At 47.6% G+C, this 14,490-nt stretch carries 11 protein-coding genes; 4 read left to right on the top strand and 7 right to left on the bottom strand.

Annotated elements, in window-relative coordinates:
• Positions 1 to 405 precede the first annotated feature (405 nt).
• Positions 406 to 2,739 (top strand): M4 family metallopeptidase, encoded by a 2,334-nt coding sequence (locus tag L5M17_RS12970; protein ID WP_263147968.1) that lies wholly within the window; start codon positions 406 to 408, stop codon positions 2,737 to 2,739.
• Positions 2,740 to 2,942: 203 nt separating this feature from the next.
• Here L5M17_RS12970 and L5M17_RS12965 read toward each other — a convergent pair whose 3' ends face one another.
• Genes L5M17_RS12965 through L5M17_RS12955 form a run of 3 tightly spaced genes read right to left on the bottom strand, consistent with a single transcriptional unit; the run spans position 2,943 to position 5,724 of the window.
• Complete coding sequence (locus L5M17_RS12965; RefSeq protein ID WP_105251231.1) at positions 2,943 to 3,494, bottom strand: response regulator transcription factor; 552 nt, start codon at positions 3,492 to 3,494, stop codon at positions 2,943 to 2,945.
• Entirely contained in the window at positions 3,491 to 4,801 is a 1,311-nt protein-coding gene (locus L5M17_RS12960) for a sensor histidine kinase (RefSeq protein WP_263147965.1), read from the bottom strand. Before L5M17_RS12960 ends, L5M17_RS12965 begins: the two co-directional genes overlap by 4 nt.
• 8 nt (positions 4,802 to 4,809) lie before the next feature.
• Positions 4,810 to 5,724 (bottom strand): dTDP-4-dehydrorhamnose reductase family protein, encoded by a 915-nt coding sequence (locus L5M17_RS12955; RefSeq protein ID WP_263147962.1) that lies wholly within the window; start codon positions 5,722 to 5,724, stop codon positions 4,810 to 4,812.
• Between the two features lie 178 nt (positions 5,725 to 5,902).
• Here L5M17_RS12955 and L5M17_RS12950 point away from each other — a divergent pair, with 178 nt between their 5' ends.
• On the top strand, positions 5,903 to 7,753 hold the full coding sequence (locus L5M17_RS12950; RefSeq protein ID WP_263148080.1) for an alkaline phosphatase D family protein: 1,851 nt from the start codon (positions 5,903 to 5,905) through the stop codon (positions 7,751 to 7,753).
• 4 nt (positions 7,754 to 7,757) lie between these two features.
• Here L5M17_RS12950 and L5M17_RS12945 read toward each other — a convergent pair whose 3' ends face one another.
• The 4 genes from L5M17_RS12945 to L5M17_RS12930 all read right to left on the bottom strand — a co-directional run bounded on the left by L5M17_RS12945 (position 7,758) and on the right by L5M17_RS12930 (position 11,097).
• Positions 7,758 to 8,150, bottom strand: a complete 393-nt coding sequence (locus L5M17_RS12945) for a hypothetical protein (RefSeq protein WP_263147959.1) — start codon at positions 8,148 to 8,150, stop codon at positions 7,758 to 7,760.
• Between the two features lie 147 nt (positions 8,151 to 8,297).
• A complete protein-coding gene (locus L5M17_RS12940; RefSeq protein ID WP_263147955.1) occupies positions 8,298 to 9,215 on the bottom strand; it encodes a pseudouridine synthase in 918 nt (305 codons plus the stop codon).
• A 53-nt stretch (positions 9,216 to 9,268) separates the two neighbouring features.
• The gene (locus tag L5M17_RS12935; protein WP_105251225.1) at positions 9,269 to 9,844 is read right to left on the bottom strand and encodes an LON peptidase substrate-binding domain-containing protein; all 576 of its coding nucleotides are present in this window, start codon (positions 9,842 to 9,844) and stop codon (positions 9,269 to 9,271) included.
• Between the two features lie 197 nt (positions 9,845 to 10,041).
• Complete coding sequence (locus L5M17_RS12930; RefSeq protein ID WP_263147953.1) at positions 10,042 to 11,097, bottom strand: patatin-like phospholipase family protein; 1,056 nt, start codon at positions 11,095 to 11,097, stop codon at positions 10,042 to 10,044.
• A gap of 354 nt (positions 11,098 to 11,451) precedes the next feature.
• Between L5M17_RS12930 and L5M17_RS12925 the strand changes: the two genes are divergently transcribed.
• Positions 11,452 to 13,845 (top strand): TonB-dependent receptor plug domain-containing protein, encoded by a 2,394-nt coding sequence (locus tag L5M17_RS12925; protein WP_263147950.1) that lies wholly within the window; start codon positions 11,452 to 11,454, stop codon positions 13,843 to 13,845.
• Positions 13,846 to 14,022: 177 nt separating this feature from the next.
• Positions 14,023 to 14,484, top strand: coding sequence for a YhcH/YjgK/YiaL family protein (locus tag L5M17_RS12920; protein WP_263147948.1), 462 nt, complete (start codon positions 14,023 to 14,025; stop codon positions 14,482 to 14,484).
• Positions 14,485 to 14,490: the final 6 nt, after the last annotated feature.

The following is a 14,490-nucleotide window of genomic DNA, read 5'->3' as shown; positions in this document are numbered from 1 at the left end:
ATCCTTAATCAAGCCTTTTCAAGAACACTGAAAAATAAACAATTGAAATAAATCATTAAATTATTTTAAAACACTCAAGTGCATCACCCTTCCGCTTGGCTAAATCGCTATTACCCAAAAGTCCTAATTCAGATTTAAAAGCGTCTAAATGAACGTTGAAGATAGTTCCTTTGTACGATTGTTAACACTTTTACATTTAAATAACATCTAGAGTCATGCGGTTATTCACGCTTTGCGCAGAATAAAAATCTGAGAATTCCCGCCTGAGCAACAGCTCATTCTATGCGGCCATGGCAGAGGGATGCCGACGACCCTGTAGAAATCACAATAAAAAACGCTCGCCCGAGCCAGTTAAGCTGTATGGCATTCCAACGTTATTTACAAAACGGAAAAAGGATTTCAAGCATGATGCTAAACAAAAAACTGTCGCTACTCTTCATTGCTGTGTCGGCCACTTTAGGCACATCCGCATTTGCTGCCGATGTTGTCGATGTCGGTACTCTTAGAAGCGCGTCTTCAAGCAATAACTTAGTGTCTCAGTTCAGCTTAGACGCAGGTAGCCAACTCAAAGTAGAGAAAAAACTCAACCTAGGTCAAGGCAAGCAAAAACAACGTTTACAACAATATTTCCATGGCGTACCTGTTTATGGTTTCTCTGTTGCGACGTCACAATCGAGCATGGGCTTTTACAGCGACATGTCTGGCCGCGTATTAAAAAATATTGAAAAGTCGGCTGATTTTGTCAAACCTACTTTAACGGCTAACAAAGCGTTAGATATTGCGATCCGTGGCAAGTCTGACAAAGCCGTTGCAGGCCTAAAAGCTGAAAACAAACAAGCAAAATTATGGCTTTACCTCGATGATGCCGCTAAAACTCGCCTCGTTTATGTGACCTCATTTGTAGTATATGGCGATGAGCCAAGCCGCCCATTCACTATGGTTGACGCGCACTCAGGTGAAGTGATTAAGCGTTGGGAAGGGATTAACCATGCTGCAACCGGCACAGGTCCAGGCGGTAACATTAAGACAGGCCAATACGAATACGGTACTGATTTTTCTAGCTTAGACGTTGAAGTGAGCGGTGACACTTGCACCATGAACTCACCTAACGTGAAAACCGTTAACCTAAACGGTGCCACATCAGGCGCCACTGCCTTCTCTTATACTTGTCCGCGCAATACAGTCAAAGAGATCAACGGTGCTTACTCGCCATTAAACGATGCGCACTACTTCGGCAACGTGATCTACAAGATGTATAGCGAGTGGTACAACACTGCACCGTTAACCTTTCAGTTAACGATGCGAGTTCACTACAGCAACAACTACGAAAACGCTTTCTGGGACGGCAGCGCTATGACCTTCGGTGATGGCGCAACTACCTTCCACCCATTAGTGAGCTTAGATGTCTCGGCACACGAAGTGAGCCACGGTTTCACTGAGCAAAACTCAGGGCTGGTTTACGCAGATCAATCTGGCGGCATGAACGAAGCCTTCTCAGATATGGCGGGTGAAGCCGCTGAATTTTACATGCACGGCACAAACGACTGGTTAGTCGGCGCCGATATCTTTAAAGGCAGTGGTGCACTGCGCTACATGGCAGATCCAACCTTAGACGGTATCTCAATCGGTCATATCGACGATTACTATGATGGCATCGATGTGCACCACAGTTCAGGTGTATTCAATAAAGCTTTCTACACTTTAGCTAACTTACCGGGTTGGGATACACGCAAAGCATTCCAAACATTTGTAGTCGCTAACCAATTATATTGGACGGCGGACAGCTTATTCTGGCAAGGCGCCTGTGGTGTTAAATCGGCCGCAACTGACTTAGGCTTAAGTGCTGACGATGTGGTTACTGCGTTTGCCGCCGTGGGTATCACACCTTGTGAAACGCCACCACCACCGCCACCACCAGAAGCAACTGAGCTCGCCAACGGTGTTGCTGTGACAGGTTTAGCGGGTGCGTCAGGTAGCAAAAAATACTACAAACTCGATGTCGCTAGCGGTGCAACTAACCTGAGCTTCAATATGTCAGGCGGCACAGGTGATGCGGACATGTATGTTAAATTTGGTCAAGCGCCGACCTCTAGCAGCTATGACTGTCGTCCATACAAGTCAGGTAATGCCGAAAGCTGTGCTATTGATCCTGCTCAAACAGGGACTTATTGGGTGATGGTCAGCGGCTATAGCAGCTACACAGGTGTGAGCCTAGTGGGTGCTTATGATGGCGATGACACACCAAACCAAGCTCCAACCGCAGGCTTTACTGCAAGCTTTGCTAACGGTAACGGCAGCTTCACAAGCACCAGTACTGACAGCGATGGCGACCTGACGTCATGGAACTGGGATTTTGGTGATGGTACAAATGCCGCAGGTGCGAGTGTCAATCATCAGTATGCCCAGTCAGGCAGCTACACAGTCACACTGACTGTAACTGACAACGATGGCGCAACAGCAAGCACTTCGGCAGAATTTGCGGTTGAAGTCCCTGAAGTCGCATTAGAAATGGCAGTAAAAAATGCGAACAAATCTCGTCGCGGTAGCATACGTGTTGCACTCGAATGGGATGGTCACAACGCTGATGAGTACACTATCTTCCGTAACGGTGTTGCGGTGGGTACTTCAAGCAGTTCATCGTTTATTGACCGCTTCACCGACCTAGCTGGCACTAGCTTCAGCTATAAAGTGTGTGAAACTAACGGCCCTTGCTCAAACGAAGAAACCGTTAATTTTTAATCGCATAATCTAATCGTGCAATGGCGCTAGCGTAAAATCCTAGCGCTAATTCATCGATTCACTTCTCGTTTTCTTGTTAATGCCACTCAGCCCTTTTGAGTGGCATTTTTTATGGTCAAACGGCTCAGCCTCAGTACCTCATAAGGTTTGCCTTAAGCTGTTGCCTGTTGCTCCTTGCCCCTTGCCCACACGTGGATGAATCGTTACTTCAAATGTCCACTTTCACCCACTGGTTTCTTCAGCAATTTACGTTGCAACGTCCGGCGATGCATTCCCAATTGGCGAGCCGTGGCGGACACATTGCCTTGGTTAGCATTGAGCACTTGCTGAATATGCTCCCACTCCAAACGCTTAGGATTCAGTGGCGAATCGTCGACTTCATCTTCTTGAAGAGTATGGGAATGCCCATCCATTTCCAGTGCGGCGAGCAAGGTTTGGGTATCCACAGGTTTAGCTAAATAATTATCGGCGCCGAGGCGAATCGCTTCCACCGCTGTAGCGATACTGGCGTAACCTGTGAGTAACACCATAGTCACCTTGGGCAGCAGATGACGCAGCGGCACAATTAACCCTAGGCCATTGGCTTCGGCAAGCTTCATATCTAAAAGAATATGGCTAGGACGAAACTCCCGCGCCACCAGCAGAGCATCACTGGCATCATGGGTTAGGCGGCACTCAAAGCCGTGGCGCGTGAGCCGTCGGCCTAAAATACTCGCCAGAGAAAGGTCATCCTCGACGATTAACAAACGTTTCATGAACTTACCTCGTCACTAGCCTTAGTCTTGTGCGATACAGACGGCGCCGGCGCCCTTAATATAGTGAAACGAATTTGTGCCACAGTGCCACCTTGGGGATGATTTGCCAAAATCAACTCAGCGCCTAAACGCTCTAAACTGGCATGACTGAGTAGCAAAGCGACACCTAAACCCTTGGGACTTTCTATGAGTAAGGTGCCCAACTGTGGCAATAAATCGGGCGCGATACCGGTGCCATAATCGCGGATCTGCAAGTAGATCTGCTCTTCGTTTGGCGCTATATCTAAACTGATATCCACCTGCGGCGCACCTATGGTTTCGGCGCTAGCGCGGGCAGCATTTTCAATCAAGGCCATGAGAGCTGGCGTTAAACTCATATCAGTCAGAATACTTTGCTCTGCCAGTTGTTCTGGCATACAAGTGATCAACCAATTCAGTTCAGTTTGCGGCATTAACAACAAGGTTTTTTGCTTTAAACTGTCCACCAGCTCAATGATCTTTAGTGGGCGCTGGCGGCGATCGCGGATCGACTCTGTCGCTAATCTCAGCTCGGCAAGCGTATGCTCACAGCGACCTAACGCAGTTTCCATCTCGAAAATCGTTATCGAAGTATCGCTCATGTCTTCTTTTACTTCATCGAGTAATAACCTCAGACTCGAGAGCGGCGTGGCCAGTTGATGTGCCATCTGCGCCGATACTGTACCTAGGGCTAAGAGTTGCTCCTGACGCAATTGCCCTTCGCGCATATAGGCTAACTGCGCATCTTGGCGGCGCATACGCTTAGTAATTAACGCCACGCTGGTTGTCATCACCAATGCTGAAATCACAAAGTTGAACCACATGCCTAAATAGTGGGAACTCATGTCCATACCGTGGTGCTGCATGGGGGATTCGGGCACAGTAAAGATCATCAGGCTGTAGGCAAAGGTTGAAATTGCCGTCAGTGCCCAAGGCGCCCAGATTGGCAAAGTCACAGCCGCAAGTGCAATCGGCAACAGTAATAACGAGATAAACGCATTGGTCGCGCCGCCGGAAAAGTGCAACCAAGATATCCAAAATAGCGTGTCTAAGCTGAGCGCAATAAAGAGGCCGCGCTCCTTAGCAAATAAGGGTTTACGTAGCGCCAATGTGAGTGAAAGGTATAACACCTCCAGCACTAACACATGCACTAACGGCTCCATTTGCAGGCTAAGACCAAAAGTATCGGCGGCAAACGTGGTTAAGCCTATTTGCAGCAACAAACCTAAGGTTCGCAGTAATGCGACTTGGTCGGCAGCCTGTAGACTGGTCCCTAAGATCTTAGCCATGGCGATTCCTACAGAGTGAGTCCGAACGTGGCAAGTGCACCACTCGATTGTGTTAATGCTTGGCGCACGCCAGTGGCAAAATTAATTTCAGAACAAATCCCCAGCGCAGCTAAACGCGCACAACTCAAGCTACAGTCTCTTGGCCGCTTGGCATTATCCGTCGGCGTAGACTCCGGCGTTAAGTGCGCTGTGCTGAGTTGTAAAATCTCTCCTAAGGTCAACAACATCTGATACTTAGTCATAGTCTCGGCAGCGCTAAAATGATAAATCCCCTGCACGGTAGAATGTTCAATATGCTGTGCAATCATCTTGTCTATGGCTTGGGCAATATCGGTGGTCGAGGTTGGACTGCGTATCGCCCAATGATCAACACCCTGAGCGCGACGCTCAATCAATTGGTTAACCAGCACTAGCACAGCAGATTCACTCAGCTTTTCTACTTGGCCGTAAAGGATTGGCAAGCGTAGCACAGCAAAATCAGCGCTAGTGTCTAGCACGATTTCTTCGCCCTTTAGCTTAGATTCACCATAAAAATTAACCGGATGAGTGACTGCATCTTCAGCGTACTTAGGTTGAGTGCCATCGAACACATAGTCAGTGGAAATATAGATAAGCCAAGCGTTATTGGCCTTAGCTGCCATAGCTAAGGCTTGGCTCGCGGTTAAGTTAAGCGCCAATGCTGCCTGCGGATTTTGCTCGGAAACATCGGGGCGACGCTCGGCGGCGCAGTGCACTATCACTTGCGGTTGCTCGCGGGCGATAAATGACTCGACATCCAAAGGGGCGGTAAGATCGAGTTTATGCACTCGTTCACTTGCGCGGCTAAAACCCGTGGCGATAACCTCATGTCCTGTTAATTCAAGCTGTTTTACAACTGCTCGGCCGAGTAGCCCAGTAGCCCCCGTGACCATAATCTTAGCCATATCGCCCCATTCAGTTTCAACGCATATTTATGGCTAACAATTCTAAAAGCTTTTCATATTCAACGCACTTGTTTACTCTTCTAAACCAAACTTACTTAGGGTTAACTCATGCAAGATTAACCCAAATACCCATAGGCAGAATTTGAGTACGACACTTCCTCTGATATTAGCTGGCCCCATGCTGCGCCACTGCGGTGCCTCACACTTTACCCTGTGGTTTGTAAGTCGTGAGCCATTAACTGAACTTAAGCTGCGTCTTGGTGAGCAAGAGTACCTGTTGCAGGATGCCGATTTACACTATGTGCCACTCGGGCAACATGCCCATCAATATCTAATAATACTGTCGCGCCCAGAGTTGCTCGCGCCCAATATCGTCACACCTTACCAAGTGTCTGCCGCTCAGCATGGTGATATTTTTGCCACGATAAGCCAGCTGAACTATGGCGATGCGTCGACGCCAAGTGTACGTTTCACGCCTGAATTAACCCAAGTCTTCCACGGTTCCTGCCGCAATCCGCATCACCACAGTGACGATGCACTGGTCGCCGCCGATACCCATTTAGCCAAGATAATCAACAGGGGTGCGGAGGATGATCGCCCTGCACTTATCATAATGAGTGGTGATCAGGTCTATATTGATGATGTTGCGGGACCTATGCTAAGCGCCATAGGGCAAGTCATCGATTTGCTTGGTCTTAAACATGAGCAATTTGAAGGCGCGAGCATCACCACTAGTGAAGACATTCATTATCAGCCCGCATATTTGTATCAACGGCATAAAAACCTGTTACCTCATACCCAATATCCGGCCAAAACCGCGCTGTGGCGTTGGTATCGCAATCACCCCATTTTTACCTCCTCCATCGCCGTAAATCATTTGGTGAGCCTAAATGAAATCATCGCCCTGTATTTACTCACTTGGTCACCTGAACTGTGGGAATTAGTGAATATCTCAAAGGATGTCGACGGCTTATCACCCGACAATACCGCCCGCTGGCAAAATGAGTGGCAACACTTGCTTGGCTTTAAAGCTGGGCTGGGGCAAGTCAGGCGCTTTATGGCGCACATTCCCGTTTATATGATGTTTGATGACCACGACGTCACCGATGATTGGAACCTGACGGCTAAATGGGAACAAGCGGCCTACGAACACGCATTTTCGAAACGCATTATTGGCAATGCCTTAATCGGCTACACCTTATTCCAAGGACTTGGCAACGCGCCTGATAAATTTGCCGCCGATATCCGCCCGCTGCTCGATGCGTTTTTTGCGCGACAAGAAAGCGAAAGTCAGGATCTGCTCATCGACGAATTACTTAAATTTGAGCAGTGGCATTACACCTTAGAGTCCTCGCCCAAACTGGTCGTGCTCGACACGCGTACCCGCCGCTGGCGCAGTGAATCTAATCTCGCAAAACCTTCCGGCTTGATGGATTGGGAGGCGTTAATGGATTTGCAGCAAGAGTTACTCGGCCAGTCGAAGGTCATTATCGTCTCACCTGCGCCCATGTTTGGGGTCAAGTTGATTGAAGCTGTGCAGCGCACAGCCACTCTGATCGGCGGTTCCCTGTTAGTCGACGCCGAAAACTGGATGGCCCACCCGGGCGCCGCCAATGCACTACTGAGTATTTTTATGCACCGTAAAACCCCAGAGGAGTTTGTGATCCTCTCCGGCGATGTGCATTACTCCTTTAGTTACGACATCAGTATTCGTTTTAGACGCAGTAGCCCTAACATCTACCAAATCACCTGCAGCGGTATTAAAAATCACTTCCCCGAGAAGCTGTTACCGATTTTCGATAAACTCAATGGCTGGTTTTATGGCCACTTTTCACCACTTAACTTGCTGACAAAACGTAAACGTATGTTGCTGCGCGGCAGGCGACCAAATGGTGAGCCGAGTAAACGTCTAGTGAATAAAAGCGGAATAGGTATGTTGGAATTAGCTGATGATGGTGCACCAACAAAAATTGCGGTTTTACATGGCGATATGAGCGAAACCCTGTTCGAACCACCCAAACAGGAATAACAGATTAAACGGGTTTATTATGTTTAACCGTTTCAGGCTGAGTGGCACCAGAGCCTGAATCCATCAAAGGCGTATTTTTGGATAGCGCCTCATCGGTTTTGGCAGGTTTTGGCTGAACCTGATTGAAAATCCGTGCTTCTGGCTGCGACTTATTCGACGGTTTTTCATGCGCCATTTGATCCCAAATGATCTTAGGGCTTTGATCCCGCTCGGCATCGGCTTCTGCTGTCGATGTGCCAGACGAACTTGGTTTCTTCGGTTCAATCACCGCACTCGCCTTACGGATCTCGGCGGCAATATCATTCAGATAAGGCTGCTTAGTCCAGTCACCAAAATACATGGCCCCCACTAATACTGCAGCGCAAAGCAAGATAGAGAAGATCGCAGATTTGGTCATAATGGACTTCCTTTAAACAATCGTAATATGGCTCCCTATGGCAGAGACTCAGATACTGCAGATTGTATTCATACCATCACAGGGCCAAGCACACAATTGCACCCGATTATTTCCTTTAAACAGACTGGAAATAATGCTTTCCGCTGACTAAAACTCAAAACCTTGGCATTGCACGTCGTGATGGATCCCGCTCACTGGGTCAATAAAACGTAACCGCTGCGCCATCAACTTAAGAGGCGTCGCAAAGTTATCCGGCCCTTTAGGTAATAAGCTTGGATAAAATCTGTCGTTTAACAATGGCATACCTAAGCTTTGCATATGCACCCGCAACTGGTGAGTTTTGCCGGTAATCGGGCTCAAGTGGAACAAACCAAGATCGCCTTTTATGGCCACTAGGCTAATTTCGGAATGGGTATTTGCCTCGCCTTCCACGATTTTCATGGTAAAACTCGGGTCGCTCGGCTGCATGCGGTTTGTTACCGTCCAGTGCAATGGCAAAGTTAAGCAGCCCTGTTGATATTGTTCTATAATCTCAGGAGTCAACTTGGCAATCGCTTGATAGTCTTTACGAATCGCATCGTCAATAAAGAGTTGATGATAGAGCGCACGGGTTTCAGGCGCGACCGTCATCAGGATCACTCCAGCGGTTTCACGATCAAGCCTATGAGCGGGCGCGATAGTATCAATGCCAGTACGCAATCTTAGTCTATGCACCAGACATTCGTTCACATAGTTGCCGCTTGGCGTCACAGGCAAAAAGTGCGGCTTGTAGGCCAAAATAACATTGTCATCTTGGAATAGGATCTGTTCTTCGAAGGGAATTTTCGCTTCCACCGGCACTTCACGGTAGTAATACACCCGTGCTGCAGGGCGATATTCAGTGTCCAATGCGATCAAACTGCCATCCCGCCAATGCACTTTTCCGTCGAGGATCCGCTGACGCCATACATCTTCACCTATACGGGCAAAATGTTGTGCGAGAAAGGCAAACACTGTGGGTTTATCTGTGACATTCACAGGAAGCACTATGTAAGAAGGTTGGGCGGCGCGGGCAGATGCTGTCATATCACAAAAAAAGCGGCTATATAAAGCCGCTATTCTAGCCTTTTTGTGGTTTTTCAGTCCACATGGGACTTGATGAGTTGCAGCACGAAGTCCAAGGTTTTATGGCAATCTGGCTGATTCACTAACACTAATTTATCTTTGTTATACATAGGCAAAACCTCGAGCCAGCGTTGGCTCACCCAAGCGGCGTCTTCCAAATGCACTTGAGAATAGAGCTCAAACAGATCGGGATTCACTTCATAAAATTGCTCTAATGCGGCGCTTATCAACTCAAATTCACCTTTAATCGGCTCTTCTTGCCAGTTACGGCAAGGTAAAGTACGCGCCATCCACAGCTTATCTTTGGCCTGCGCCGCTGAGAGGATGCTGACGCGTTGACGCCCTTCGAGCACTATGCTGAGTGAATCATCTTCTAGCTGATTAAAATCGATAATGTCACATTGAGTGGCAGTGGGATAACAGGGCGGACTACCACTGGGTCTAATGGTGGCAAAGGCGAGCACATACTTTCCCTTGAATACATCGGCCACCATGCGCAGATGACCGGGGTCAACCACGCGAACCTCCACCCGTCCCTGTGGCAGTAACAAGGCATCGCGCATGAGTAACGCCATTTCTCGTGTTTGCATAGCAACCTCCTGCCCCAAATAGAAGGAAACGAACTCAATGCATTCGTATTTCCTATTATTGTAGAGTGTAGCAGGTGAAAGAATTTCCTTCCTAAAGCCGCTGAGCGCACAAAGAAATTTGCGACCCCGCTATTTTGAATCAGGGCATTTCGACCACGTCATGTCAAACCCAGTTTTCGAGACCAAATCACTTCAACCTAGAAGTGCTCTAGCCGATCCAGCACATTTCCCCTCGCAACAACCGAGGCAAACTCCTCTGCAAGACGTTCACTCAAAGCCACAGACGTACGCCAATATTGCATCCGCTGCGCCGTGTCCAGTTGCTTAAAATCTTCACGGTCGGGGATTTTGCCAAAGGGCAATGAAGCGACAAATTCGGCCGATGGCGCCAACACTAGCGCATTGTGATAATTAGCGCGACCTTGGCGCCACTTCAAGGATTTATCGAACCATCCAGGGCTGATGGTCGGATAAAAATGCGGATACAACGTCAGCCCCTTAGCACGGGATAAAGGCAAATCAAAATGATAGTCGGTAATGCCGCCATCGTAATACTGCCCATCGGCAACGCCTTCAATTTGGGACACAGGGGCCAGCAACAAAGGAATCGACCCCGTTGCTAACATCACAGCATCGACATTAGCCTCAGTTAATTCGACCTGCTGACTGGGTAAATCGTTGAGTTGCAAAAATGGAGATGCTGCAGCTTGTTGGCTAAAGACCACACGCTCAAAATGCCAACCTAAACTTCGGCGGCTCAATAAGTTGGTCGCCGCCGCCATCGCCAGTCCGGCAGCGAGAGGTAACTTAGCCGTTAAACGGTTTAAATGTTTGCCGCGGCACACCACTAAATGACTGTGGATATGAGCGTTATTGACGATCTCACTAGCACCACTGGCGCCTAAAATCCCCTGCACTACGCCTTTAACTTGCGCACTGACTTCCTGCGGTGTTGGCATATTGTCGTAACGCTGACCAATATAAAAATCCTCTAAGCGACCATAGGCAGCAAGGGGATCTTGCTGCGCCAAACACGCTAAACGCCAAGCCCCAGAGGAAGCGCCTAATATATATAAAGGCGTTTGCCTGTCTTTGAAAAATTCAGCAAACAAATACTTATCTAGCCCTGCGATACCAAGCCACTTAGGTCCACCAGAGGCGGCAAGCAACTGGGTAAAATGCTCAGCTTTAAGGCCTTGTTCTACCAAGGTGTTAAATGCAGTTGGTCCTGCAAGAAATCGTAACGCTGACAATTCTATGTACCTTAAAACCAATGCCATTAGAGCAAAATAAAATAGTAAACCACGAAGGTATACGTCAATAAACAATTCATATCATCGACTTAACTCAGTCGTATTGTGCATGCGGCAACTTGTCTTATGCCGTATGAAGCCTCAAAAGCACGCAGACCGATAGTGAGGTTTTCATCAATATATTCAACTGCATTTTAAATATTATTTAGAACACTAGGCTCTGAGTTAGCACATTTACGTCTTAATGTAACAATTGTTACAGTGATAACCTTCTCGGCATCAGATTGTTATTTTATCTTGAATCTGCACACCTAAGTTCGAGTGTTGGGTTACAAACATCATTGAGAGGTTTTTATGCGTCTAGCCGTTATCGCATTGGCAGTGTCATCCACACTGGTTATTCCAGCAATCCAAGCCGAAGAGCAGCAAACCGGCTTCGAAAAAATCGAGATCATAGGCTCACGCATAGCACTACGCACGGCAACTGACAGTGTTGCGCCGGTCGATATCATTACTGCCGAACAACTCGAATCAACAGGTATGACCGAAACCGCTAAAGCGCTGCAATTTGCGGCGCCAAGCTATAGCTTCCCATTCTCCTCGGTGACTGACGGTTCAGATGCGGTGCGCCCCGCGAGCTTACGCGGCCTGTCGCCAGACCACACCTTAGTACTCGTAAATGGCAAGCGTCGCCATGGTTCTGCCCTAGTACATTTAAGTGGCACCATGGGAAAAGGCTCGTCTAACGTCGATTTAAACGCGATTCCAATGACAGCGATAAAACGCATTGAAATTCTCCGAGATGGAGCCTCAGCGCAATACGGTTCGGATGCAATTGCGGGCGTGATTAACGTGGTACTCAAGGACAGCGATCAAGGGGGTAGCGTCTCGGCGCAAGCCGGACAAACCTACCAAGGTGACGGTGAGCAATGGCGTGTAGGCGTTAACCATGGGATCAGTTTAAGCAATGATGGCTTTGTGAATCTCGCCCTCGAAGCGCATCACAAAGACAGCACAAACCGCGCAGGGTTAGATCCACGGCAGCAATACCCTAAGTTAGCAGATGGCTCAGCAGATCCGCGCGAAGCGACATTTAACCGTAAGAGCCACCACGTTGGTGATGCCGAATATGATAATGTCGGTTTATTTATCAATGCGGCTCAGCCTACATCTACCGACGGAAAACTGTATGCCTTTGGTGGTATTAGCCAACGTGAAACTAAATCGGGTGCTTTTTACCGTTTAGCTCTCGATGCCCGTAACTTACCCGAAGTGTATCCCGACGGTTTTTTACCGCAAATTAACCCCAAAATTATCGATTCATCTCTTACCCTAGGCTATGAATTCAACCTGAGTGACTGGGATATTGATACCTCAGTGGGATATGGTAAAAATTCATTTAACTATAATATCGTCAATACCTTAAATGCTTCCTTAGGTCCTGAAACTCCTACCGAGTTCGACGCAGGAACGCTATCGACCCGTGAAACCAATATCAATTTGGATATTTCCCGTTATTTTGCCTTTATAAACGATTCTGAAATTCTGTTTGCGACGGGGATTTCATGGCGTCAAAACGGTTATGAAATTGAAGCCGGAGAAGAAGATTCGTATATCAATGGTGGCTATAATGGCAAAGCGGCGGGTAGCCAAGGCTTCACCGGTTTTACCCCTGAGTCTGAGGTTGATGAAACGCGCGATAACACAGGCATTTATGCCGAACTTGAAAACCAATTAACCAACGAGTTTTACTGGGCGGCAGCGCTACGCTACGAAAACTACTCTGACTTTGGCGGCAACACGAGCTGGAAACTCGCGGGTCGTTACGATTTTACCGACAACTTAGCCCTGCGTGGCACTATCAATACAGGCTTTAGAGCGCCGAGCGTACAACAGCTGTACTTCAGCAATATCTCGACGTTATTTAATCCCGATCCAGTGACGGGGCAACTGGTTCCTATTGAATCAGGTACTTTCAACACCTTATCTCCAGTAACAAAGGCACTTGGGATTAACGAGCTAGAACCTGAAATATCTCAATCATTTAGTCTCGGTCTTGTTTATACCAATAACGCTGGTCTAGCGGTAACGCTCGACACTTACCAAATAGAGATTGATGACCGCATCATTTTATCTGGCGCTCTAAGACCCGCTGATAGCCCCGCGGTTGCGACCGCACTTGCTGGTACCAATGCTGATTCAGCACGCTTCTTCGTCAATGCCGTCGATAGCCGCACTCGCGGGGTCGATCTCGTTGTTAGCCAAGATATTGATATTGGCACTTGGAGCGATTTACGGGCGAATTTAGCCTATGCCTATAATAAAACCGAGATCCAAGACATCAATCTGCCGTCTATTTTAGGCGGATTAGAAAAGAAACTCTTTGATGGTATAGAAAGAACCCGCATGACGTCTGCTACGCCGCATAACACGGGCAGTATTGGGCTAACCCATGAGTTAGGGGATTTTAAAACCAATATCCGCTTAAACTACTTTGGTGACTATAGTGAAGGTTATTCAACGGGTGATGTGAACTATAGCGATCAGTGGGTGATGGATCTGTCGATAAGATACGCCGCCACTGATGCGCTAAGCTTTACCGCTGGGGTGCAAAACTTGTTTGATGTGTATCCAGAAAAACGACCAGATAACAATAACTTCAATGGTATCTTCGTATACCCATTAACCAATACCCCCTTTGGCTTTAATGGTGGCTACTACTTCTTAGAAGCCAAATACACTTACTAAACTCGTTTTAGCTAAGTTTAATAATACTTGATGTAGAAACAGGTCATTCAATGGCCTGTTTTTTATGCCGACATGTTTAGACCTGCTTCCAATCGACAAAGCTTATGTCCTAACTGTGGTGATCGGATTATAATCTTTACCATTCGCCCATTTCACTTCCACCATGTCGAGTAGCCGATGATCGTCGATACCTTAAAAAACCGCCAAATTTATCAATCCTTAAGCCCTCGGCTTGCGACTGCATTAGAACATCTAGCGACGACCGACTTTAGTCAGCTACCAGTAGGCAATTATCCCCTCGATGGCGACAATGTTTTTGTGATAGTGAATGACTATCAAACCAAGCATAAGTCGACAGAACCCTTTGAAGTTCATCAAAAATATATCGATGTGCAATATGTTTTCAGCGGTGAAGAAGAGTTTGGTTACTTGCCACTAGCGGAGCAAACACCCTCGAAACCCTATTTTGACAAACACGATTACGCCGAGTTTGATTACGAGGCAAACCAAGCCAATGCCTCTTATATCAAACTCAAAGCAGGCATGTTTGCGTTATTTTTCCCCGGTGACATGCATATGCCCGGCACAGGCGATATCGCCACGGCGGTGCGTAAAGTCGTGATAAAAGTGAAGATCTAAACCTTA

It is taken from the genome of Shewanella sp. SW24 (genome assembly GCF_025653395.1).
GTDB lineage: Bacteria > Pseudomonadota > Gammaproteobacteria > Enterobacterales > Shewanellaceae > Shewanella > Shewanella oncorhynchi.
Note: the sequence above shows the minus strand (reverse complement) of the source record. Positions and strands in the feature narration are given on the sequence as shown.

What these genes read in the sequence shown, in the direction of transcription:
- L5M17_RS12970 (WP_263147968.1), top strand. Translation starts at nt 406, where the DNA reads ATGATGCTAAACAAAAAACTGTCGCTACTCTTCATTGCTGTGTCGGCC.
- L5M17_RS12965 (WP_105251231.1), bottom strand. Translation starts at nt 3,494, where the DNA reads ATGAAACGTTTGTTAATCGTCGAGGATGACCTTTCTCTGGCGAGTATT.
- L5M17_RS12960 (WP_263147965.1), bottom strand. Translation starts at nt 4,801, where the DNA reads ATGGCTAAGATCTTAGGGACCAGTCTACAGGCTGCCGACCAAGTCGCA.
- L5M17_RS12955 (WP_263147962.1), bottom strand. Translation starts at nt 5,724, where the DNA reads ATGGCTAAGATTATGGTCACGGGGGCTACTGGGCTACTCGGCCGAGCA.
- L5M17_RS12950 (WP_263148080.1), top strand. Translation starts at nt 5,903, where the DNA reads ATGCTGCGCCACTGCGGTGCCTCACACTTTACCCTGTGGTTTGTAAGT.
- L5M17_RS12945 (WP_263147959.1), bottom strand. Translation starts at nt 8,150, where the DNA reads ATGACCAAATCTGCGATCTTCTCTATCTTGCTTTGCGCTGCAGTATTA.
- L5M17_RS12940 (WP_263147955.1), bottom strand. Translation starts at nt 9,215, where the DNA reads ATGACAGCATCTGCCCGCGCCGCCCAACCTTCTTACATAGTGCTTCCT.
- L5M17_RS12935 (WP_105251225.1), bottom strand. Translation starts at nt 9,844, where the DNA reads ATGCAAACACGAGAAATGGCGTTACTCATGCGCGATGCCTTGTTACTG.
- L5M17_RS12925 (WP_263147950.1), top strand. Translation starts at nt 11,452, where the DNA reads ATGCGTCTAGCCGTTATCGCATTGGCAGTGTCATCCACACTGGTTATT.
- L5M17_RS12920 (WP_263147948.1), top strand. Translation starts at nt 14,023, where the DNA reads ATGATCGTCGATACCTTAAAAAACCGCCAAATTTATCAATCCTTAAGC.